At 60.1% G+C, this 21,529-nt stretch carries 20 protein-coding genes; 5 read left to right on the forward strand and 15 right to left on the reverse strand.

The window, feature by feature from the left end; translation table 11 throughout:
- Positions 1–106 precede the first annotated feature (106 nt).
- The 3 genes from JFU11_RS04675 (at position 107) to JFU11_RS04685 (ending at position 2,072) form a co-directional block, all read left to right on the forward strand.
- Positions 107–451: a pilin assembly protein gene (locus tag JFU11_RS04675; RefSeq protein WP_123360651.1), complete on the forward strand. Its 345-nt coding sequence runs from the start codon at positions 107–109 to the stop codon at positions 449–451.
- A gap of 362 nt (positions 452–813) precedes the next feature.
- Positions 814–1,227, forward strand: a complete 414-nt coding sequence (locus JFU11_RS04680) for a DUF4398 domain-containing protein (protein WP_123719876.1) — start codon at positions 814–816, stop codon at positions 1,225–1,227.
- A gap of 56 nt (positions 1,228–1,283) precedes the next feature.
- Entirely contained in the window at positions 1,284–2,072 is a 789-nt protein-coding gene (locus JFU11_RS04685; RefSeq protein WP_123719877.1) for an OmpA family protein, read from the forward strand.
- A gap of 174 nt (positions 2,073–2,246) precedes the next feature.
- On the opposite strand, the gene JFU11_RS04690 is transcribed toward JFU11_RS04685, so the two are convergent.
- The 15 genes from JFU11_RS04690 to JFU11_RS04760 all read right to left on the reverse strand — a co-directional run bounded on the left by JFU11_RS04690 (position 2,247) and on the right by JFU11_RS04760 (position 18,906).
- Positions 2,247–2,576, reverse strand: a complete 330-nt coding sequence (locus JFU11_RS04690; RefSeq protein ID WP_123719878.1) for a hypothetical protein — start codon at positions 2,574–2,576, stop codon at positions 2,247–2,249.
- On the reverse strand, positions 2,573–3,487 hold the full coding sequence (locus JFU11_RS04695; protein ID WP_123719879.1) for an alpha/beta hydrolase: 915 nt from the start codon (positions 3,485–3,487) through the stop codon (positions 2,573–2,575). Before JFU11_RS04695 ends, JFU11_RS04690 begins: the two co-directional genes overlap by 4 nt.
- A gap of 161 nt (positions 3,488–3,648) precedes the next feature.
- On the reverse strand, positions 3,649–4,926 hold the full coding sequence (locus JFU11_RS04700; RefSeq protein WP_123360656.1) for a flavohemoglobin expression-modulating QEGLA motif protein: 1,278 nt from the start codon (positions 4,924–4,926) through the stop codon (positions 3,649–3,651).
- Between the two features lie 36 nt (positions 4,927–4,962).
- Complete coding sequence (locus JFU11_RS04705; protein WP_123498103.1) at positions 4,963–5,517, reverse strand: hypothetical protein; 555 nt, start codon at positions 5,515–5,517, stop codon at positions 4,963–4,965.
- Between the two features lie 161 nt (positions 5,518–5,678).
- The gene (locus JFU11_RS04710) at positions 5,679–6,395 is read right to left on the reverse strand and encodes a TetR family transcriptional regulator (RefSeq protein ID WP_007897654.1); all 717 of its coding nucleotides are present in this window, start codon (positions 6,393–6,395) and stop codon (positions 5,679–5,681) included.
- 103 nt (positions 6,396–6,498) lie between these two features.
- Entirely contained in the window at positions 6,499–8,001 is a 1,503-nt protein-coding gene (gene lysS / locus JFU11_RS04715) for a lysine--tRNA ligase (RefSeq protein ID WP_123719880.1), read from the reverse strand.
- Positions 8,002–8,102: 101 nt separating this feature from the next.
- Positions 8,103–9,198 (reverse strand): peptide chain release factor 2 gene (prfB, locus tag JFU11_RS04720; RefSeq protein WP_095920368.1). Its coding sequence is split into 2 segments (ribosomal slippage): positions 8,103–9,125 and positions 9,127–9,198, totalling 1,095 coding nucleotides; the frame shifts between segments, so codons are not numbered across the junction.
- A gap of 293 nt (positions 9,199–9,491) precedes the next feature.
- The gene (locus tag JFU11_RS04725; protein WP_201059908.1) at positions 9,492–10,493 is read right to left on the reverse strand and encodes a PleD family two-component system response regulator; all 1,002 of its coding nucleotides are present in this window, start codon (positions 10,491–10,493) and stop codon (positions 9,492–9,494) included.
- 48 nt (positions 10,494–10,541) lie between these two features.
- Entirely contained in the window at positions 10,542–11,552 is a 1,011-nt protein-coding gene (locus JFU11_RS04730) for a chemotaxis response regulator protein-glutamate methylesterase (RefSeq protein WP_123719882.1), read from the reverse strand.
- On the reverse strand, positions 11,549–13,837 hold the full coding sequence (locus tag JFU11_RS04735) for a hybrid sensor histidine kinase/response regulator (protein WP_123719883.1): 2,289 nt from the start codon (positions 13,835–13,837) through the stop codon (positions 11,549–11,551). Before JFU11_RS04735 ends, JFU11_RS04730 begins: the two co-directional genes overlap by 4 nt.
- Complete coding sequence (locus tag JFU11_RS04740; RefSeq protein ID WP_201059909.1) at positions 13,834–14,517, reverse strand: chemotaxis protein CheW; 684 nt, start codon at positions 14,515–14,517, stop codon at positions 13,834–13,836. The genes JFU11_RS04735 and JFU11_RS04740 overlap by 4 nt, the downstream gene beginning before the upstream one ends.
- Complete coding sequence (locus tag JFU11_RS04745) at positions 14,514–15,797, reverse strand: protein-glutamate O-methyltransferase CheR (RefSeq protein ID WP_201059910.1); 1,284 nt, start codon at positions 15,795–15,797, stop codon at positions 14,514–14,516. The genes JFU11_RS04740 and JFU11_RS04745 overlap by 4 nt, the downstream gene beginning before the upstream one ends.
- Entirely contained in the window at positions 15,794–16,330 is a 537-nt protein-coding gene (locus tag JFU11_RS04750; protein ID WP_123360665.1) for a chemotaxis protein CheW, read from the reverse strand. Before JFU11_RS04750 ends, JFU11_RS04745 begins: the two co-directional genes overlap by 4 nt.
- A complete protein-coding gene (locus JFU11_RS04755; protein WP_201059911.1) occupies positions 16,330–17,952 on the reverse strand; it encodes a methyl-accepting chemotaxis protein in 1,623 nt (540 codons plus the stop codon). Before JFU11_RS04755 ends, JFU11_RS04750 begins: the two co-directional genes overlap by 1 nt.
- A 231-nt stretch (positions 17,953–18,183) precedes the next feature.
- Positions 18,184–18,906 (reverse strand): tellurite resistance TerB family protein, encoded by a 723-nt coding sequence (locus JFU11_RS04760; RefSeq protein ID WP_123719887.1) that lies wholly within the window; start codon positions 18,904–18,906, stop codon positions 18,184–18,186.
- Between the two features lie 327 nt (positions 18,907–19,233).
- On the opposite strand from JFU11_RS04760, the gene ydcS reads away from it, so the two are divergent.
- Together ydcS and JFU11_RS04770 are read left to right on the forward strand one after the other, a co-directional pair.
- Positions 19,234–20,385, forward strand: a complete 1,152-nt coding sequence (ydcS, locus tag JFU11_RS04765) for a putative ABC transporter substrate-binding protein YdcS (RefSeq protein WP_201059912.1) — start codon at positions 19,234–19,236, stop codon at positions 20,383–20,385.
- 105 nt (positions 20,386–20,490) lie between these two features.
- On the forward strand, positions 20,491–21,528 hold the full coding sequence (locus tag JFU11_RS04770) for an ABC transporter ATP-binding protein (RefSeq protein WP_201059913.1): 1,038 nt from the start codon (positions 20,491–20,493) through the stop codon (positions 21,526–21,528).
- The last annotated feature ends 1 nt before the right edge of the window (position 21,529 follow it).

Genomic DNA, 21,529 nt, shown 5'->3' on the forward strand with positions numbered 1-21,529 from the left:
ACTTCAACTGACGCTAGTCTCAATAATAAGCCGTACAACGGCTTGCCGCCGGCCACCGCCGGAGACTCACCCGGCCTGCCACGAGCAGGTGCGCAATGAGGTTATTATGAAAATCCGCGAGCTCGCAAAGCATTGGGAAGAAAACGCCAAGGGTCGCCTGACCGACTCGGGCTACACGATTCGTCTGGACGTGGAAGCCGCCGCACGGCTGGCGGCGATTATCGAGATGTACCCCAAACGGCATCCTGAAGAACTGCTCGGCGAGTTGATCGGCGCCGCCCTGGAAGAGCTCGAAGCGAGTTTTCCGTACGTGCAAGGGTCAACGGTGGTGGCCACTGACGAAGAAGGGGATCCGCTGTACGAAGACGTTGGAGCGACGCCGCGCTTTCTAGCCTTGTCCCGTCGTCATTTACACGATTTGTCGGACGATAACGACAAGCAAAAACACTAGAACCTGTGGGAGCGAGCCTGCTCGCGAAAGCGGTGGATCAGCCATCCTCAATGCTGGATTTACTGACGCTTTCGCGAGCAGGCTCGCTCCCACAGTTTGATCGCATTCATCCTTCAATATGAGTGTTCCCGGGCCATGAAATGCTCGGGCATACCGCTACACATCGCTAAAATTACCGGTTTAGAGCCTTGTCTGCTCGATCAGGTTTTTTCGGGCGATAGGCCATCTTCTGTGAACTTTTGAAAAACACTTTGGGTCAACCCAATAACCACGCCTGGGACGGCCGTTTAAGAATGCTCTGGAAATTGAAGGTTGCGGCTCCTTGCCCAGGATGGATTCAGATGTTTTTCAGGAGTTATCCAATGGAGTTGAAGACCATGAAGACCAGCACTGCCCCATCCTCGTTCACCCACCTGCGCGGTCTCAAACTGGCGGCCCTGGCCATCGGCAGCAGCTTCGTTCTGGCCGGTTGCGCCGGTAACCCGCCGAGCGAGCAATACGCCGTGACCCAATCCGCCGTGAACAGTGCCGTCAGCGCCGGCGGTACCGAATTCGCCGCCGTGGAAATGAAGGCCGCTCAGGACAAGCTCAAACAAGCCGAAATCGCCATGCACGACAAGAAGTATGACGAAGCCAGAATCCTGGCCGAGCAAGCCGAGTGGGATGCCCGTGTCGCCGAGCGCAAGGCCCAGGCGATGAAAGCCGAACAAGCTGTGAAGGACTCCCAGAAAGGTGTTCAGGAACTGCGTCAGGAAAGTCAGCGCCCCGTGCAGTAAGCGCGCATCCCGATTTCCAGACCTGAAACTCTTATCGATAGAAAGGACGAACCATTATGCGCAAACAATTGATGATCCCCGCTCTCCTGGCCGCAAGCGTCGCACTGGCTGCCTGCTCCACACCGCCCAACGCGAACCTGGAACAAGCCCGTACCAACTACACCGGCCTGCAAGCCGACCCGCAAGCGAGCAAAGTTGCGGCACTGGAAACCAAAGACGCCAGCGAATACCTGGACAAGGCCGACAAGGCTTACCTGGACAAGGAAGACCAGGCCAAGGTCGACCAACTGGCTTACCTGACCAATCAGCGTGTTGAAGTGGCCAAGCAGACCATCGCCCTGCGCACCGCTGAGAACAACCTGAAAAATGCCGCGGCACAAAGGGCCCAGGCTCGTCTGGATGCCCGCGACCAGCAGATCAAACAGCTGCAAGACAGCCTGAACGCCAAACAGACCGATCGCGGCACGCTGGTGACGTTTGGTGATGTGCTGTTCGCCACCAACAAGGCGGACCTGAAGTCCAACGGTTTGGTGAATATCAACAAACTGGCGCAGTTCCTTCAGGAAAACCCGGACCGCAAAGTGATTGTCGAAGGCTACACCGACAGCACCGGCTCAGCGCCGTACAACCAGTCGCTGTCCGAGCGTCGTGCGACCTCGGTGCAAGTGGCCCTGATCAAGATGGGTGTCGACCCGGCGCGTATCGTGGCCCAGGGTTATGGCAAGGAATACCCGGTTGCGGAGAACTCCAGTGTTTCGGGCCGCGCAATGAACCGTCGGGTGGAAGTGACCATTTCCAACGACAACCAGCCGGTCGTCCCGCGCTCGGCGATCAGCGCCAAGTAAGCTGACCACGCTGATACTTAAAAGCCCCGCCTGAATTGATCAGACGGGGCTTTCGTTTTTAAGATCAAAAGATCGCAGCCTTCGGCAACTCCTACAAAGTTGCATATGCCGCGATGTCGCGGGTGTACTCGGTCAATGTAGGAGCTGCCGAAGGCTGCGATCTTTTCGGGCGGGTTACGGTTGCAGTTTTTGCGGGGTTTCCTGGCCCATGCAGCGCACGGCTTTTTTCTTGCTGTTGATCAGCACGCCGGTCAGGCCTTTCTGGTCGGTGTCGAACAGCACCAGCACGCCATCGATGCACTGGGCCACTTGCGGGGCCGGTTCCAGGGAGACTTTATAGTCTTCGCCTGGCACGGTCTTGAGCATGGTGAAGTCGCTGAGCAGCAGCGCATCTTCGGGTTTGGCGAAGTGCAGGTAGCCGTACCACCACAGGGCGCCAACGGTGCCGAGGATGCTGCAAATACCGGTGATGATCAGCGGGATAGCGTTACGTTCTTCACTCATTGCGGACTCTCTGGTGGTTCATCTTCAGAATTCGGGGGTGCCGGGTAATTCGGGACTTCACCCAGGCGGCGCAGGCCGTTGAAATGCTGCGGGTCTTCGAGGTAGCGCAGCATGACTTTTCGCCAGACCGGGTCGGCGAAGGTTTGCACATGACCGCCCCGGGTCAGTTGCAGCACTCGCGGCGGCGGCGCAGCTTGATACAGTCGGATGCCATTGGAAAGGGGCACCAGTTGATCATCGATACTGTGATAGATCAGCTTCGGTACGCCGTTGAGCTGCATCATGGAATGGATCGCGCTGTCGCCATCCGGCACCAACCAGGACAACGGCACCTGGAACGGCCATGTCATCCATGACGTGCTCAGGGCGAAACGCCCGACATCGCGGTAGCTGGCAGGCACGCCATCGAGCACAAAAGCCTTGAGTTGCCGCTGGCGCTCGGGATGCTGGGCCAGGAAATGCACGGCCATCGAACCGCCAAGGCTCTGACCGAGAAGGATCAGCGGCTTGCCCTTGACCTCCGGGGCCTGGTCAAGCCATTTGAACGCGGCATCGATGTCCTGATAGATCGCTGGCAACGCCGGTTTACCTTCGGACCAGCCGTACCCGCGATAGTCCACCAACAACACTTGATAGCCCTGCTCCGGCAACCACCAGCTCCCACCCAAATGCCACGCCAGGTTGCCGCCGTTGCCGTGCAAATGCAGCACCGTGCCTTTGACCTCGACACCTTTTTTCGCCGGCAACCACCAGCCATGCAGCTTGAGGCCGTCAGCGGTGGTCAGGGTGACGTCGCGAAATTCGAGCTTGGCTTTTGCCGGGGTGAACGGCTGGCCGGGCTCGGGATAGAACAGCAGAGAGTCGCAACCGCCGAGGGCCAGGAGCAGACAAAAGATGCCGAGGATTCTCATCCGGTGAAGCCTCGCGAAAATAGGGTTGAAACACGATCCTGTGATAAATGACTTACCTGTGGGAGCGGGCTTGCCCGCGATGGCGGCTTAGCATTCAACATTAATGTTGACTGTGACATCGCTATCGCGGGCAAGCCCGCTCCCACAGGGGGATTTATTGCTCACAAGATATTGGAATAATCCGCTTCGATCCGGTCCAGGCTCAGGTGGTTGAGGAAGTTGGAGAAACACATCCAGGCCGACAGCGCGTTCATGTCGCGGAATTGGTCGGGCAGGTACTTGGGCGGTACCACCAGGCCTTCGTCCACCAATTGGCGCAAGGTCCGCATGTCTTCCAGCGTGGTCTTGCCGCAAAACAATAGCGGTATCTGCTCCAATTTGCCTTTACGCACGGCCAACTGAATGTAGTTGTAAACCATGATAAAGCCCTTGAGGTAGGACAAGTCTTTGGTAAATGGCAGACCGGTCGGCACCGAGCCGCGGAAAACCCGGCTGGCGTTGCCGTAGCTTTCGGCCATTTCGAAGCCTTGCTCACAGAAGAAATCGTAGATCTGCAAGAAGTCCGCGCCCTCCTCCACCATATGAATGGCACGGGTGCGGTTGGTCAGTTTGCGCAGGCGGCTCGGATAAGAGGCAAAGGTGATGATTTCCATCAGGATCGCCAGGCCTTCCTGGGTCACGGTGGACGACGGCGGGCCTTTGGACAGGAAGGTGCAGATCGGCTGATTCAGGCCGTTGAGCGTGGTGCCCACATGCACGAGCCCTTCGTGGACTTCCAGCGCACGCACGTCACGGTCGTTGAACATCGCGTCGGCGCGGATCTTGATGTAGTCGGCGCCGGCCGCCGCATCGGCGACGATCCCGTCGGACTCGAATACCCGAATGGTTTCCTCGGCCTCGCCAAATACCTTGTTCAACCGATGCTGCAGCAGGTCGACGGCTTCCTTGGCGGTGAGAAGTTTCGGTTCGTCCTTGAGGTCGCCACGGCCATCGATGTTGTTCAGGTAATCGGAGAGCATCAGGCCCAGGTCGGCCAGGGTCGGGTCGCCGGCGTGAAACGCATCGGACGCCGCGCCATACAATTCCTGGGAAATCAGCCCGAAATCCTCGGTGCCGCGCGCTTCGAGCATGCGCACCACCATCCGGTATTCCTTGCACATGCGGCGCATGATCTGGCCGACCGGGTTGAACTGGCCGAGCTGGCGGGTGATGTCGCGCTCGATGTTCTGGAATTCCAGCTTCACTTTGCTGGAATCAAATGCCAGCGGTCGATTGAGGTAATAGTCGCGGTCCACGGCCGGCATTTCCTTGCCCTTGCCTTTGAAGAACCCCTTGCGAATGCTGTCGTCCCACTTGACCGCATCCAGAACGCGAATCGGCGTCTGCGCCAGCACTATGCGATCGGACAAAATGCGTATCGTCTGCTGGTATTCGTCCACCCGAAACTCCTGTAGTAAAACCGTTACGTGCTGGGTTTATTTGGTTTTGGCCAGGCGCTGGTAACGCACCGCTTCGACGAAAACATCGGAATTGGCCGGATCATCGAGGTAGGCGAACACCTGATCCAGGCTGTTGTTGATCAACACCCCGTCGCCGTCATCGGTCCGGAAGCCTTGGCCACTGAGGGCTTCTTGGCCCATGGCCTGTTTGATCTGCTCGAGGTCGAGGTTGTAGACCACCAGTTCGTGCTTATCGTTGAGCTCGAAACCGGTGATGGTGAAATTCCCGCCGAACTGCGCCGGCACCTTCGCCGACAGGTACCAGCGATTGCCATGGCGCGACACGGTGAAGGGATAGGCTTCACGCTCATGGGGCTTGGCCTTGAAGTAGCTGACCGCCTGATAGCGATTGTCGCCGATGCGCGTCAGTTCCAGGTTCATCGGCTCGCCCCAGGCGTTGGTGCTGGTCCATTTGCCGAGCAGCCCTTTGGGCGCGGGCTCGCTGGCGGGCAGCGGCTCCTTGAAAGTCACCAGACAGCCACTGAGCAGCAGGATCGACAAGGCGATCACAACGACGCGCCAGGCTTTCATTCAACACTCCCTATGAACACAACACCAACCTCAAGTGAACGCCGGCCCCTGTGGGAGCGAGCCTGCTCGCGATGGCGGTGTGTCAGGCAACAGAGATGTTGAATGTCAGACCGTCATCGCGAGCAGGCTCGCTCCCACAGGGGTTAGCTTCCACTCAGGGGTTACACCGACGCCAACACCAAATGCATGTAGCGGTTGAGGATGCCGAGCATTTCCTCTTCGGCAACAGGCTCGGCGTCGTTGAGCAGGCCCTGATATTCCATCCGTCCGATAATCGCAGTCAACACTTTGGCATCCTGTTGTGGTTCACGGGAACCCAATACTTCGAAAAGTTGGCAGGTGCCCTGCAGGAGAATTTGCTGATGGGAGCGCACCAACAACGCCAGGCGCGGGTTGAGCAACGCTTCCTGGCGGAAGGCTTGCTCGGCCATCAAGTGCTCGCGGCGATTGATCAATTGCCGATGAACATAATCAGCCATCAGCCGTGCGATATCGTCCGCCAGCTGTGAACGGGACTCGGGGGTGCCATCGCCGCTGACAACCATCTCGCGCAACAGGCCTTCGTTGCTGGCCCACAACCGGGCCATGAATGCCGCGCTACGTTCCACGTATTGGGCGAAGGTATCGGTGAGCAGGTCATCGATGTCCTTGAAATAGTACGTAGTGGCCGACAGCGGCACACCCGCTTCAGCGGCCACTGCACGGTGTCGCACGGCCCGCACGCCATCGCGCACGACAATGCGCATCGCCGCGTCAAGAATGTCCTGTCGACGCTGTTCACTGCCCTGTCGGCTGGCTTTGCGGCCTTGGTACTGAACACTTTCAGCGACCGCAGTGGCGATACCCGCTGCACCTTCTTGAGCAATTGCACGATTCACGACAGGTATTCCTCTCTAAACGTCAAAAGTAACCAATTGATACGTTTGTACCAGACAGGCAATAAAAAGCCGCCTGTTATAGGCGGCTTTTTAATTGAAACACTTACGCTTGTGGCCGCATGTGCGGGAACAGGATCACGTCGCGGATCGACGGTGAGTTGGTCAGCAACATCACCAGACGGTCGATGCCGATCCCTTCACCGGCAGTCGGCGGCATGCCGTACTCCAACGCGCGAACGAAGTCGGCGTCGTAGTGCATGGCTTCGTCGTCGCCGGCGTCCTTGTCGGCCACCTGCGCCATGAAACGCTCAGCCTGGTCTTCCGCGTCGTTCAACTCGGAGTAGGCGTTGGCGATTTCACGGCCGCCGATAAACAGTTCGAAACGGTCGGTGACGTTCGGGTTTTCGTCGTTACGACGAGCCAGCGGCGACACTTCGAACGGGTACTGGGTGATGAAGTGCGGCTGTTCCAGCTTGTGCTCGACCAGCTCTTCGAAAATCATCACCTGCAGCTTGCCCAGACCTTCAAAGCCGAGCACCTTGGCGCCGGCCTTCTTGGCGATGGTGCGGGCCTTGTCGATGTCAGTCAGGTCGTCAGCGGTCAGCTCAGGGTTGTACTTGAGGATCGAGTCAAACACCGACAGACGCACGAACGGCTCGCCGAAGTGGAACACCTTGTCGCCGTAAGGCACGTCGGTGCTGCCCAGAACCAGCTGAGCCAGTTCGCGGAACAGCTCTTCGGTCAGGTCCATGTTGTCTTCGTAGTCGGCGTAAGCCTGGTAGAACTCCAGCATGGTGAATTCAGGGTTGTGACGAGTCGAAACGCCTTCGTTACGGAAGTTGCGGTTGATCTCGAAGACTTTCTCGAAACCGCCGACTACCAAGCGCTTGAGGTACAGCTCAGGCGCGATACGCAGGAACATTTCCATGTCCAGCGCGTTGTGGTGAGTCTCGAACGGCTTGGCCGCCGCGCCGCCTGGAATGGTTTGCAGCATCGGCGTTTCCACTTCCAGGAAGTCACGCTTCATCAGGAAGCTGCGGATGTGTGCAATCACTTGCGAGCGAACGCGGAAGGTCTGGCGCACATCTTCGTTGACGATCAGGTCAACGTAACGCTGACGGTAGCGCTGTTCGGTGTCGGTCAGGCCGTGGTGCTTGTCCGGCAGCGGGCGCAGGGATTTGGTCAGCAGACGCACGCTGGTCATTTCGACGTACAGGTCGCCTTTGCCGGAACGCGCCAGGGTGCCTTCGGCGGCAATGATGTCGCCCATGTCCCAGGTTTTCACCGCGGCCAGGGTGTCTTCGGACAGGGTTTTACGGTTGACGTAAACCTGAATCCGCCCGGTCATGTCCTGAATCACCATGAACGAGCCACGGTTGAGCATGATGCGACCCGCCACCTTGACCGGGATCGCAGCCTCTGCCAGCTCTTCCTTGGTCTTGTCCGCGTACTGTTTCTGCAAATCTTCGCAGTAATTGTCGCGGCGGAAGTCGTTGGGGAAGGCATTGCCCTTGGCGCGCTCGGCAGCAAGCTTTTCCTTGCGCAGGGCGATCAGGGAGTTTTCTTCCTGTTGCAGGGCTTGCGGGTCGAGTTGTAGGTCGCTCATGTCTTTAAATATTCCATCAGGTTCGTTGCCCCCGGCATTCGCCGGGGTTCGCGGGCAAGCCTCGCTCCTACAGGGTCGTATTGACCCCCGCAGGGCGTGCGTTAAAGCCCTTGTTTCAAGCTGGCCACCAGGTATTCGTCGATATCGCCGTCGAGCACCTTGTCGCAGTCGCTGCGTTCGATGTTGGTGCGCAGATCCTTGATCCGCGAGGCATCGAGCACATACGAACGGATCTGGTGACCCCAGCCGATATCCGACTTGGTGTCTTCCAGGGCCTGGGAAGCGGCGTTGCGCTTCTGCACTTCCTGCTCATACAAACGCGCCCGCAACATTTTCATCGCGGTGTCTTTGTTCGCATGCTGGGAACGTTCGTTCTGGCAGCTGACCACGGTGTTGGTCGGTACGTGAGTAATCCGTACGGCCGAGTCGGTGGTGTTAACGTGCTGACCACCGGCACCGGAGGAGCGGTAGGTGTCGATGCGCAGGTCCGACGGGTTGATGTCGATTTCGATGTTGTCATCGATTTCCGGCGACACGAACACGGCCGAGAACGAGGTGTGACGACGGTTGCCGGAGTCGAACGGGCTCTTGCGCACCAGACGGTGCACGCCGATTTCGGTACGCAGCCAGCCAAAGGCGTATTCGCCCTTGATGTGAACGGTAGCGCCTTTGATACCGGCGACTTCACCGGCCGACAGCTCCATGATGGTCGCGTCGAAACCGCGTTTATCAGCCCAACGCAGGTACATGCGCAGCAGGATGTTGGCCCAGTCCTGAGCCTCGGTACCGCCGGAGCCGGCCTGGATGTCCAGGTAGGCGTTGTTGGCGTCCATCTCACCGCTGAACATGCGACGGAATTCAAGTTTTTCCAGGGACTCGCGCAGGCGCTCGACTTCGGCAGCGACGTCATCGACGGCGGCCTGATCTTCTTCTTCGGCGGACATCAGCAGCAGGTCTTTGGCATCGGCCAGACCACTGTGCATTTCGTCGAGGGTTTCGACGATCTGAGCCAGCAGCGACCGCTCGCGGCCCAGCTCCTGAGCGTACGACGGGTTGTTCCAGACACTCGGATCTTCAAGCTCGCGATTGACTTCAGTCAGACGCTCATGCTTTTGATCGTAGTCAAAGATACCCCCGAATAGTTTCGGAGCGCTCGGACAGGTCCTTGATACTGTTAAGGATCGGGTTGATTTCCATGGCGGGCAGCACTCGTTGGCGAACTTTTGAAAGCCGGCGAGTATAACGTAATCAAGCTGTCAAGGCAGCCCGCCTGGCGGCTTTAGCGGCGAATGGTTTTGGGCTGATTGCAGGATTAACGCGGGTGCCTGTAGCAGCTGCCGAGCTCGCGAGGCTGCGTTCGGCGGCGCAGCCGTCGTGAAATCAGGCGGCGCGGTCATTCAGGTAAACCGCGTGCGCAGAATTGGCGAGGACTTCGTCCTCGAACGCAGCCTCGCGGGCTCGGCAGCTGCTACAGCACTACGGGGCGCGCTTTACTCAATCCCCACCTGATTGCGCCCATTGTTCTTCGCCAGGTACAGCCCCTTGTCCGCCGCCGAGATCAATTGCCGGCAATCGCTGCCCGGCTGGGGGATCAAGGTCGACAGGCCGATGCTGATGGTCAGGCTCGAACCTTCGGTCGGGAAAATGTGCGGGATCTTCAACCCGGCCACGGTCTGGCGCAGTTTTTCCGCCACCAGCCGCGCACCGCCCGGCGAGGTGTTGGGCAGGACCAGCACGAACTCTTCGCCGCCGTAACGGGCCGGCAAGTCCGAAGGTCTGGAGCTGGCGTCGCGAATCGCCGTGGCGACTTTGCGCAGCGCCTCATCGCCTTCGAGGTGGCCAAAGCTGTCGTTGTAGGACTTGAAGTAATCGACGTCGATCATCAGCAACGACAGTTGGGTCTGATCCCGCAGCGAGCGCCGCCACTCCAGCTCCAGGTACTCGTCGAAATGCCGGCGATTCGACAGCCCGGTCAGGCCGTCGGAGTTCATCAAGCGTTGCAGCACCAGGTTGGTGTCGAGCAACTGCTGCTGGCTGACCCGCAGCGCGCGATACGCCGCGTCACGCTGTAGCAGGGTCATGTAGGAGCGCGAGTGATAGCGGATGCGCGCCACCAGTTCGATATTGTCCGGCAGTTTGACCAGGTAATCATTGGCGCCGGCGGCAAACGCCGCACTCTTGATCAGCGGGTCTTCCTTGGTCGACAGGACAATGATCGGAATGTCCTTGGTCGCCGGATGGTTACGGTATTCGCGCACCAGGCTCAGGCCGTCGAGGCCGGGCATGACCAGATCCTGAAGGATTACCGTCGGCTTGATGCGGATCGCCTGGGCGATGGCCTGGTGCGGGTCGGCACAGAAATGGAAGTCGATGTTTTCTTCGTTCGACAAACCACGCCGCACTGCCTCGCCGATCATCGCCTGATCGTCCACCAACAACACCATGGCGGCGTTTTCGTCGGTTTTGAAGTCGTCGAGCTGTAAATCATTCATGTGCGGTCACCTGAGTACTGCCTTGGCCACGATTGCTGCTAATAATAGTCATTTTGAGAAGATCTCCAGCAATCGTGGCGCTATCTTGTCCAGTGGGCGAACTTCCACAGCCGCGTTAATGGCCGCGGCCGCCTTCGGCATGCCATACACCGCACTGCTTTGTTGGTCCTGAGCGATGGTCAGGTAGCCCTGTTGGCGCATGAGTTTAAGCCCCTGCGCGCCGTCGCGCCCCATACCGGTCAGCAGAACGCCCACGGCATCACCACTCCAGTAACTGGCCACACTCTCGAAAAACACATCGATCGAAGGCCGATAGATCTCATTGACCGGTTCGGCGGTGTAGGCCAGCGTGCCGTTTTTCAGCAAGCGAATATGATGGTTGGTCCCGGCCAGCAGGACCGTGCCACTTTGCGGCGGTTCGCCTTCCTGGGCCAGGCGAACGTTCAGGCCACTGGCGCTGGCAAGCCATTCGGCCATACCGGTGGCGAACACCTGATCCACATGCTGGACCAGCACGATGGCCGCCGAAAAATCTCGTGGCAGGCCCTTGAGCAGCACTTCCAGCGCCGCCGGCCCACCAGCGGATGAACCGATCGCCACCAAATGCTGGCGCGAGGACGAGTGGCGGTGCGAGCTCGGTGCCGATCGCACCCGATTGCTATGGTCGCCGATCAGCCAGCCAATGTTCATGATCTTGCGCAACAGCGGTGCGGCGGCTTCCTGAGGATTGCCGCCCCCGATAGCCGGGGTATCGACCACGTCCAGCGCGCCGTAACCCATGGCTTCGAACACCCGGTGCACGTTCTGCTCGCGGTCGACCGTGACAATGACAATCGCGCACGGAGTCTCGGCCATGATTCGCCGGGTCGCTTCCACACCGTCCATCAACGGCATGATCAAATCCATCAGGATCAGATCCGGGGTGTATTCGGCGCAACGTTGCACCGCCTCGGCCCCATTGCCGGCGACCCAGACCACTTCGTGCGCCGGTTCGAACGCCAAAGCGCGGCGCAAAGCCTCTACCGCCATGGGCATATCATTGACGATAGCGATTTTCATGCCCGCGCGCCTCCAATGAGCTCAACTACTGCATCCAGCAAAGCGTCATCATGAAAACTCGCTTTGGCTAGATAATAGTCGGCTCCGGCGTCCAGTCCACGGCGGCGGTCTTCTTCGCGGTCCTTGTAGGACACCACCATCACCGGCAGGGATTGCAGGCGATTATCGCGACGCAATAAAGACACCAGCTCGATGCCATCCATGCGCGGCATGTCGATGTCGGTGATCAGCAGATCGAAATCCTCCGAACGCAGGGCGTTCCAGCCATCCATACCGTCCACCGCCACGGCGACGTCATAGCCGCGATTGAGCAGCAATTTGCGCTGCAACTCACGAACGGTCAGCGAGTCGTCCACCACCAGAATCCGTTTGCGCGCCGCTTCGACGGCCTGATTGGCATGCCGGGCAATGCGCTCCAGACGCCCGGTATTGAGCAGTTTGTCCACCGAACGCAGCATGTCTTCGACGTCGACGATCAACACTACCGAGCCGTCGTCGAGCAAGGCTCCGGCAGAAATGTCCTGCACCTTGCCCAGGCGCTCGTCCAGCGGCAGCACCACCAGCGTCCGCTCGCCGATAAACCGCTCGACCGCCACCCCGTAAATCGCCTCGCGCTCGCGGATGACCACGACTTTGAGGGTCTGCGCGTTGTTCTGGCTCGTCGGTCGCTGCAACAGCTGACTGGCGGCGACCAGCCCGACATGCCGGCCTTCGTGCCAGAAGTGCTGCCGGCCTTCGACCTGCACGATATCCTCCGGCGCCAGGTCGCACATGCGCTCGATGTGCGCCAGCGGGAAGGCATACGCCTCGTCACCGACTTCCACCACCAGGCTGCGCACCACCGACAGCGTCAGCGGCACTTGCAGATGAAAACGACTGCCCTCACCCGCCGTCTGCTCCAGCACCACGGCACCGCGCAATTGGCGAACCATGTGCTGAACCGCATCCAGCCCGACGCCGCGCCCGGAGACTTCGGTGACCGTGTCGCGCAAGCTGAAACCCGGCAGAAACAGGAACGTCAGCAGCTCTTCTTCGCTCAACTGGGCGGCGGTCTCGGCTGGGGATAACTGCCGCTCGACGATGTTGCGACGGAGTTTTTCCAGATCGACGCCATTGCCGTCATCGCTGAGTTCCAACACCAGCAGACCGGCTTGATGGGATGCGCGCAGACGAATCAGGCCCTCCTCCGGTTTACCGGCCAATAGCCGTTGTTCCCGGGTTTCGATGCCGTGATCCACCGCATTGCGCAGCAAGTGCGTCAGCGGCGCTTCGAGTTTCTCCAGTACGTCGCGGTCGACCTGAGTCTTATCGCCCTCGATCTCCAGTCGCACCTGTTTCCCAAGGTCACGGCCGAGATCGCGGACCATGCGCACTTGCCCGCTCAGCACGTCGGCGAATGGCCGCATGCGACAGGCCAGCGCCGTGTCATACAACACCTGTGCGCGCTGGCTGGCGTGCCAGGCGAACTCATCCAGTTCGGCGTTCTTTTCCACCAGCAATTGCTGGGACTCGGCCAATAGTCGTCGGGCATCGCCCAAGGCCTCTTGGGCTTCGAGACTCAAGGCATGGTCCTTGAGATGGACGTTGAGGTTTTCCAGTGCCCGCAGGCCGTTGCTCTGCATGCGTTTGAGGCGCTGCATAGTGGCCAGGTGCGGCTTGAGCCGCTGGGTTTCCACCAGGGATTTACTCGACAGATCGAGCAGGCTGTTCAAGCGCTCGGCCGTGACGCGCAATACGCGTTCGCCACTTTCGGTGGTGCGTTTAGTCGTGGGCCCTGGCTCGACGGGCGCTGCCGGGGGGGCTTCGGTGGCGGCCGGCATGGGCGGCTCAACCTTGGGCGTCGGCGGCTCCAGCTGAAGTTCTGCCATCGGCGGCGCGATAGGGGCAGTGGCCGCCATGTGATCAAGCAGCCGTCCCATCAAGACCACGTAAGCGTCGATATCCGCAGGCGCCGGAGCGTTGCTCGGCGTCGCAATCCGCATCAGCAGATCGGTGCCTTGCAACAGTGCATCAATGTGTTCGGGCCGCAGGTACAGCCGCCCTTCCTGGGCGCTGACCAGGTAATCTTCCATCACATGGGCAACGCTGACCCCGGCATCGACACCGACAATCCGCGCCGCGCCCTTGAGCGAATGGGCCGCGCGCATGCACGACTCAAGGTAATCGGCCTGGGTCGGATCGCGCTCAAGCGCCAAAAGGCCTGCGCTCAGCACCAGGGTCTGGGCCTCGGCTTCGAGGCTGAACAGTTCCAGCAAAGAGGCGTCACGCATTTGCTCGGGGGTCATGTGAGGCTCCGGGTCACGGCGGACAGCAGCTGTTCTTCATCCAGCCAACGCAGGCTGCGACCTTTGAATTGCAAAACGCCACGGGTGTATTTGGCGCTGGCCTGGGTACCGGACTGAGACGCCGCATCGAGAATGCGCTCGTCGATGGCATGAATCCCGTCGACCTCGTCCACCGGCACCACCACTGGCCCACCGTGAGCGGCAATGATCAGCATCCGCGGCATCACCCGTGCGCCGGATGCCACGCTACTGGTGGCGTCGAGCCCCAACAGCTCCACCAGCGACAGGCACGCCACCAAGGCACCGCGCACATTCACCACGCCGAGCAACGCCCGGGAGCGCTGATGCGGCAAGGAGTGAATCGCCTGCAGCGGCGCCACTTCGACCAGGCTGCGAGTGGCCAGGCCCAGCCATTCTTCGCCGAGGCGAAACATCAGCAGCGAGCGGGTTTTTACATCGCTCCCGGCCACTGTGGAAACTTGCTCGCGGTCGTCCTGCTGCAACGCATAGCGGTCGAGCAAGCGTGTGGCGGCAGCCGAATACACCGCACAGTTGCGGCAATGAATGTGCTCGCTCAGCAATGGGCAGGACTTGTCGCCGTGGATACCGATGCGGTTCCAGCAGTCATCGATGGCCTGGGCATCTTCACGGGTGACGCTCAAGGTGTCGGCGGCGTTCATCGTTTACGCTCACTGTCAGCGGCGCGCTCGCTGCGGGCGGCGCGGGCCTGTAATCGTCTGGCACCGGCCGTGTCGCCCTGGGACTGCAGCAGGGCGGCCAGGTGCATCAACGCGTCGGGGTGTTGCGGTTCGAGGTACAACGCCTTGCGATAAAAACCCTGGGCCTCGAGAGCGCTGCCGGCGACATCGCTGAGCAGGCCCAACCAATAGAACACCTGCGCCACCGGCTCGTGACTGCGCAAATAACTGTCGCACGCGGCGCGGGCCTCAGCGCTTTTGCCTTCATTGGCCAGCGCGGCGATGTTCGCCAGCAGCTTGGCGGCGTCCGAGGGGATGGTTTTCGGAAGGTTGGCGGCGACCTGAGGCATCGGCACCACCGTCGCGAAAGGCCGACTCCGCACTGGCGGCGGTGTCACGCTGCGCACCGCTTGTTGCACCGGAAGCGGAAGCGGCGTCGGCACGAAGGTCGCGAGCGGTTCGGGCGCACTTTGACGACTGAAGGCAAACGACTGCGGGATGCCGATCGAGCGCATGCCGAAACGTCCCAGCAGACTGCCCTCCGCCGGGCCGATAAACAGCACGCCGTCGACGTGGGTCAGGCGCTTGAGCACTTCGAACACTTGCTGCTGGGTCGGCTGATCGAAATAGATCAGCAAATTGCGGCAGAACACGAAGTCATAAGGTGGCTCACTGGCCAGCAAGGTCGGATCCAGCAGATTTCCGACCTGCAAACGCACCTGCTCAAGCACGCGCCCGCTAAGACGATAGTTGTCGTTTTCAACCGTGAAATGCCGCTCGCGAAAGTCGATGTCCTGACCACGAAACGAATTCTTGCCATACAGCGCGTGCCTGGCCTTTTCCACCGACAGCGGGCTGACATCCATGCCGTCGACCTTGAACTGGTGCGGCGCCAGCCCGGCATCAAGCAATGCCATGGCGATGGAGTACGGTTCTTCGCCGGTGGAACACGGCAGGCTGAGAATCCGCAGGGCGCGCATGTTATTGATAGCCGCCAGCCGCTTGGCCGCCAGTTTCGCCAGCGTGGCGAAGGATTCCGGGTAACGGAAAAACCAGGTCTCGGGGACGATTACCGCTTCGATCAGCGCCTGTTGTTCGTCGCGCGAGCCCAGCAAGGTGTGCCAGTACTCATCGGGCGTCAGTGCCCGAGCCGCCGTGCAGCGCTGGCGCACCGCGCGTTCGATGATCGCCGGGCCGACCGAGCCCACATCGAGGCCTATACGTTCTTTGAGGAAATCGAAAAACCTTTGATCGCTGCTCATCCCTGCTCCTCAAACTGCGCCAAGTCCAACGGCGGCGAGGGAAACAACAAGGCGCGGACCTGTTCGTCCAGCAAATCGGCAACCCGCACCCATTGCAGTAAACCCTGGGCATCTTCGCGCACCGGCCCGAGGTACGGCGCCTGGCGATTGTCCAGGCCATAAGGCTGAAAGTCCGCCGGGTTGCAGCGCAACGTGTCGGTGGCCTGTTCCAGAATCAGCCCGAGCAATTGCGCAGGCGTCGCCTCATCCGGCCGATAATGCACCAGCACCAGCCGCGTGCTGGTGCGAGCCTGGGCCGGTTGACCGAACGTCAGGGCGCTGAGGTCGATCACCGGCACCACCGCGCCGCGATAGGCGAATACCCCCGCCACCCAGTCCGGCGCCCGGGGAATGGGTTTCAACGGCAGTTGCGGCAGCACTTCGGCCACCTCGATGGCCTGCAAGGCATAACGCTCGTTGCCGATGCGGAACACCAGAAACAACGACTGTTTCACTGGCATCACCGCGCCGCGTTTGACCGCGAGCTCGCTCATCAGACTTTGAATCGCGAGACGCCGCCACGCAGCCCCACGGCCACCTGGCTCAGTTCATCGATGGCGAAACTGGCCTGACGCAGGGACTCGACGGTCTGGCTGCTGGCATCGCCCAGCTGCACCAACGCGTGGTTGATCTGCTCGGCGCCGGTGGCCTGGGCCTGCATGCCTTCATTGACCATCAACACCCGTGGTGCCAGCGCTTGAACCTGATGGATGATCTGCGACAGCTGCTCGCCCACCGACTGCACCTCGGACATGCCACGACGCACTTCTTCGGAAAACTTGTCCATGCCCATCACCCCGGCCGACACCGCCGACTGGATCTCGCGCACCATCTGCTCGATGTCGTAGGTGGCCACCGCGGTCTGGTCCGCCAGACGCCGCACTTCGGTGGCGACCACGGCAAACCCGCGACCATATTCACCGGCCTTCTCGGCTTCGATCGCGGCGTTCAGGGACAACAGGTTGGTCTGGTCGGCGACTTTGACGATGGTCACCACCACTTGATTGATGTTGCCGGCCTTCTCATTGAGGATCGCCAGTTTGGCGTTCACCAGATCTGCCGCGCCCATCACCGAGTGCATGGTGTCTTCCATGCGCGCCAGGCCTTGCTGCCCGGAACCGGCCAGCACCGAGGCCTGATCGGCGGCAGTGGAGACTTCGGTCATGGTGCGCACCAGATCCCGCGAAGTGGCGGCGATCTCACGCGAGGTCGCACCAATTTCGGTAGTGGTGGCTGCGGTTTCGGTGGCGGTGGCCTGCTGCTGCTTGGACGTCGCGGCGATTTCCGTGACCGACGTGGTGACCTGCACCGAAGAACGCTGGGCTTGGGACACCAGCGAGGTGAGCTCTGTCATCATGTCGTTGAAGCCGGTTTGCACCGCGCCGAACTCGTCTTTGCGATCAAGATCCAGGCGACTGCTAAGATCGCCGGTGCGCATGATTTCGAGGATCTGCACAATGCGGTTCATCGGCGCCATGATCGCGCGCATCAACAAAAGACCACACAAGCCGGCACTAAGGACTGCGACCAGCAGCGAAATGCCCATGATCAGCTTCGCCACCTCTACCGATGAAATGATCGAGTCAGTGGCCGCCTCAGCCGCCGCCCTGTTGAATTCAATGAGTTCATCCAGCTGTTTGCGGCCGGCAGCCCATGCCGGGGTCAACTGTTCGGCGAGGATGCGACGGGCCTGCTCGAAGTCCTTTTGCTGGTAGAGATCGAGTACCTCTTCGAGCTGCTTGTCATATTGGTCGTGCAGCTTTTCAAATTCCTCGAACCTTGCCTGATCATCTTTCTCGAAGATGGTACTCCGGTAGCTGGCCATCGAGCGTTGCAGCCTTTCCTCAAGACCCTGGTACATATCCTTGTCAGCCTGGGTCATGTCTCGACCGCCACCCAGCCCGATCAGTTGCTGGGTCAGCACGTAATCATCGACCCAGGCACCGCGAATCAGGGAGCTGTAGTGAATCCCGGGAACACTGTCCGAGCGCACAACGCTCTCACTGGACTCAATCGACAGTAAACGGGAATACGACACGACGACCATCAGCAACATGATCGCGATAATCACCGCAAAGCTCGCCAAAATGCGTAGGCGCAACGTCCAGTTCTTCACAGTCAGTCCTCGGTGCGGTTCAAATTGCGGGGGAGTATAGCCGAGGGCCTGTGGGAGCGGGCTTGCTCGCGAAGAACGATAACGCCGTGTTCCTGACGAACCAAAAATCTGTTGCCTGACACACCGCTTTCGCGGGCAAGCCTCGCTCCTACGGTTAATGGTCGTCCGCACGCTTATCGTTCGACACGATCCAGTAGGAGCGAGGCTTGCCCGCGAAGGCGGCCTGAAGACTTACACCGAAGCCTGACGCACCTGCTTCTCCAACTCTGCCTTCAACCCCGGTTCCAGCTTCAACTGCCGCGCCAACTCATCGAGGTAGGACTTCTCCATGAAGTTCTCCTCATCCACCAGCATCACACTGGCGATGTACATTTCAGCCGCCATTTCCGGTGTGCTGGCGGCGCGGGCGACGTCGGTCGGGTCCAGCGGTTTGTTGAGTTCGGCGTGCAGCCAGTGTTGCAGCTCCTGATCATTGTCGAGCTTGGTGAACTCGCCTTCGATCAATTGACGCTCACGTTCATCGACATGACCGTCAGCCTTGGCCGCGGCGACCAACGCCTTGAGGATCGCCTGGCTGTGTTGCTCGACCTGGGCCGCCGGCAAGCGGTCGATAGTTTGCGGTTCGGTTGTGGCTGCGGTGCCCTGCTGGGCCTGCCAGTTGCCGTACGCCTTGTAGGCAATCACGCCCAATGCGGCGAGGCCGCCGTAGATCGCCACTTTGCCGCCGACCTTGCGCACCTTCTTGTTGCCGAGCAACAGACCCATGGCGCCAGCCGCCAGAGCACCGCCGCCGGCGCCGGATAGCACACTGCCGAGGCCGCCCGAACCACTGGAGCCTCCGAGCAAACCGCCCAAACCACCACTGGACGCCTTGTTCTGGGTACCACCAGCCTTGTTCTGCAACAGATCCTGACCGGATTTGAGTAGTTGATCGAGCAATCCACGAGTGTTCATTTTGCTGCCTCCACGAATTCGGGTTAACCGGATCTTTAAGGCCACCAGCCTAGATCGAAAGTGCCCGCCGTCTCTCGATGAGAGTGCTTCCGGATGTTGCTCATGTTTAGGCAAACAGGCTGGAACGCCCCCATGCCAGCTATTTCATCGAATGCAGCCTTTGAGATTTGTCGACCGTGAAACCGCGCACTAGGCTGGATAAATCCATAAGACAGCCCGGCCTCAATCTGCCTCTCACAAAGCGCACTAAGCTAATAACAAGCCACTCACGGCGCATCACCCCGTTCAACCACTGCCCCGACCATAATTTAAAGAAGAGGGTTCACCATGCTTGTGCACAAGACCGCACTGCTCAGTGCAATCACCACGGCGCTACTGGCCAGCACCAGCCTGCAGGCCGCCGAGCCGCTGAAAGCTGTCGGCGCCGGCGAAGGTCAGCTGGATATCGTCGCTTGGCCTGGCTATATCGAACGGGGCGAAACCGACAAGGCCTACGACTGGGTCAGCGCTTTCGAGAAGGAAACCGGCTGCAAGGTCAACGTCAAGACCGCAGGCACGTCCGATGAAATGGTCAGCCTGATGGCCAAGGGCGGTTACGACCTGGTGACGGCGTCTGGAGACGCCTCCCTGCGCCTGATCGCCGGCAAACGTGTGCAGCCGATCAACACCGCACTGATTCCCAACTGGAAGAATCTCGACCCGCGCCTGAACGATGCGCCGTGGTACGTGGTCAACAAGCAGACTTACGGCACCCCGTACCAATGGGGTCCGAACGTGCTGATGTACAACACCAACGTATTCAAGCAACCGCCAACCAGCTGGAGCGTGATATTCGATGCGCAAAACCTGCCTGACGGCAAACCCAACAAAGGCCGGGTGCAAGCCTACGACGGTCCGATCTACATCGCCGACGCGGCGCTGTACCTCAAGACCACCAAGCCGGAACTGGGTATCCAGAACCCCTACGAACTGACCGAAGCCCAGTACAAGGCTGTGCTTGATCTACTGCGCGCCCAGCAAAAATTGATCCATCGCTACTGGCACGACACCACCGTGCAGATGAGTGACTTCAAGAACGAAGGCGTGGTGGCCTCTAGCTCCTGGCCCTATCAGGTCAACGGCCTGATGAACGAGAAACAGCCGATCGCCTCGACCATCCCGAAAGAAGGTGCCACCGGGTGGGCCGACACCACCATGTTGCACGCCGAGGCCAAGCACCCGAACTGCGCTTACAAGTGGATGGACTGGTCGCTGCAACCGAAAGTCCAGGGTGATGTGTCTGCCTGGTTCGGCTCGCTGCCGGCGGTCCCGGCGGCGTGTAAGGCAAGCGAACTGCTAGGGGCCGAGGGTTGCAAGACCAACGGTTTCGACCAGTTCGAGAAGATCGCCTTCTGGAAAACCCCGCAGGCTGAGGGCGGCAAGTTCGTGCCTTATAGCCGCTGGACCCAGGATTACATTGCGATTATGGGCGGTCGTTAAGCCCTCTTCGCGAGCAGGCTCGCTCCCACATTTGATTGCGTTCCCCTGTGGGAGCGAGCCTGCTCGCGATGCTTTTAAAGATTCAGATTTTTGGAGCTCCGCACCATGACGCTTGCAGTCCAGTTCACCAACGTTTCCCGTCAGTTCGGCGAAGTGAAGGCCGTTGACCGGGTTTCTATCGATATCCAGGACGGTGAGTTCTTTTCCCTGCTGGGCCCTTCCGGCTCGGGCAAAACCACCTGCCTGCGCCTGATCGCCGGTTTCGAACAACCGAGCACTGGCTCCATCCGTATTCATGGCGCCGAAGCCGCCGGGCTGCCGCCGTATCAGCGCGATGTGAACACCGTGTTCCAGGATTACGCGCTGTTCCCGCACATGAACGTACTCGACAACGTCGCCTACGGTTTGAAAGTCAAAGGCGTCGGCAAGTCCGAACGCCAAAAACGCGCAGAAGAAGCCCTCGACATGGTCGCTCTCGGCGGCTACGGCGAACGCAAACCGGTGCAACTCTCCGGCGGCCAGCGTCAGCGTGTGGCCCTGGCCCGCGCGTTGGTCAATCGCCCTCGCGTGTTGCTGCTCGACGAGCCCTTGGGCGCCCTCGATTTGAAACTGCGCGAGCAAATGCAAGGCGAGCTGAAGAAGCTGCAACGCCAGCTCGGCATTACCTTTATCTTCGTCACCCACGATCAGACTGAAGCGCTGTCGATGTCCGACCGCGTGGCGGTGTTCAATAAGGGCCGCATCGAACAGGTCGACACGCCGCGCCATCTCTACATGAAACCGGCAACCACGTTCGTCGCCGAATTCGTCGGCACGTCCAACGTGATTCGCGGCGATCTGGCCCGGCAGTTGAGCGGCAATCCACAGCCGTTTTCGATCCGCCCGGAACACGTGCGTTTCGCCGAAGGCCCGCTGGCCAGCCATGAAATCGAAGTCAGCGGCCTGCTGCATGACATCCAGTACCAGGGCAGCGCCACCCGCTATGAACTGAAACTGGAAAACGGCCAGACCTTGAACATCAGCCAGGCCAACGTCCAGTGGCTGGACGCCAGCGCGCAACATCAGACCGGACAACGCATCAGCGCTCGTTGGGCGCGTGAAGCGATGATCCCGCTGCACGACAATGTTGTGGGTGGGGTGTGAG

It is taken from the genome of Pseudomonas sp. TH37, from assembly GCF_016650735.1.
Lineage (GTDB): Bacteria > Pseudomonadota > Gammaproteobacteria > Pseudomonadales > Pseudomonadaceae > Aquipseudomonas > Aquipseudomonas farris.

What these genes read in the sequence shown, in the direction of transcription:
- JFU11_RS04675 (WP_123360651.1), top strand. Translation starts at nt 107, where the DNA reads ATGAAAATCCGCGAGCTCGCAAAGCATTGGGAAGAAAACGCCAAGGGT.
- JFU11_RS04680 (WP_123719876.1), top strand. Translation starts at nt 814, where the DNA reads ATGGAGTTGAAGACCATGAAGACCAGCACTGCCCCATCCTCGTTCACC.
- JFU11_RS04685 (WP_123719877.1), top strand. Translation starts at nt 1,284, where the DNA reads ATGCGCAAACAATTGATGATCCCCGCTCTCCTGGCCGCAAGCGTCGCA.
- JFU11_RS04690 (WP_123719878.1), bottom strand. Translation starts at nt 2,576, where the DNA reads ATGAGTGAAGAACGTAACGCTATCCCGCTGATCATCACCGGTATTTGC.
- JFU11_RS04695 (WP_123719879.1), bottom strand. Translation starts at nt 3,487, where the DNA reads ATGAGAATCCTCGGCATCTTTTGTCTGCTCCTGGCCCTCGGCGGTTGC.
- JFU11_RS04705 (WP_123498103.1), bottom strand. Translation starts at nt 5,517, where the DNA reads ATGAAAGCCTGGCGCGTCGTTGTGATCGCCTTGTCGATCCTGCTGCTC.
- lysS (WP_123719880.1), bottom strand. Translation starts at nt 8,001, where the DNA reads ATGAGCGACCTACAACTCGACCCGCAAGCCCTGCAACAGGAAGAAAAC.
- JFU11_RS04725 (WP_201059908.1), bottom strand. Translation starts at nt 10,493, where the DNA reads ATGAATGATTTACAGCTCGACGACTTCAAAACCGACGAAAACGCCGCC.
- JFU11_RS04730 (WP_123719882.1), bottom strand. Translation starts at nt 11,552, where the DNA reads ATGAAAATCGCTATCGTCAATGATATGCCCATGGCGGTAGAGGCTTTG.
- JFU11_RS04735 (WP_123719883.1), bottom strand. Translation starts at nt 13,837, where the DNA reads ATGACCCCCGAGCAAATGCGTGACGCCTCTTTGCTGGAACTGTTCAGC.
- JFU11_RS04740 (WP_201059909.1), bottom strand. Translation starts at nt 14,517, where the DNA reads ATGAACGCCGCCGACACCTTGAGCGTCACCCGTGAAGATGCCCAGGCC.
- JFU11_RS04745 (WP_201059910.1), bottom strand. Translation starts at nt 15,797, where the DNA reads ATGAGCAGCGATCAAAGGTTTTTCGATTTCCTCAAAGAACGTATAGGC.
- JFU11_RS04750 (WP_123360665.1), bottom strand. Translation starts at nt 16,330, where the DNA reads ATGAGCGAGCTCGCGGTCAAACGCGGCGCGGTGATGCCAGTGAAACAG.
- JFU11_RS04760 (WP_123719887.1), bottom strand. Translation starts at nt 18,906, where the DNA reads ATGAACACTCGTGGATTGCTCGATCAACTACTCAAATCCGGTCAGGAT.
- ydcS (WP_201059912.1), top strand. Translation starts at nt 19,234, where the DNA reads ATGCTTGTGCACAAGACCGCACTGCTCAGTGCAATCACCACGGCGCTA.
- JFU11_RS04770 (WP_201059913.1), top strand. Translation starts at nt 20,491, where the DNA reads ATGACGCTTGCAGTCCAGTTCACCAACGTTTCCCGTCAGTTCGGCGAA.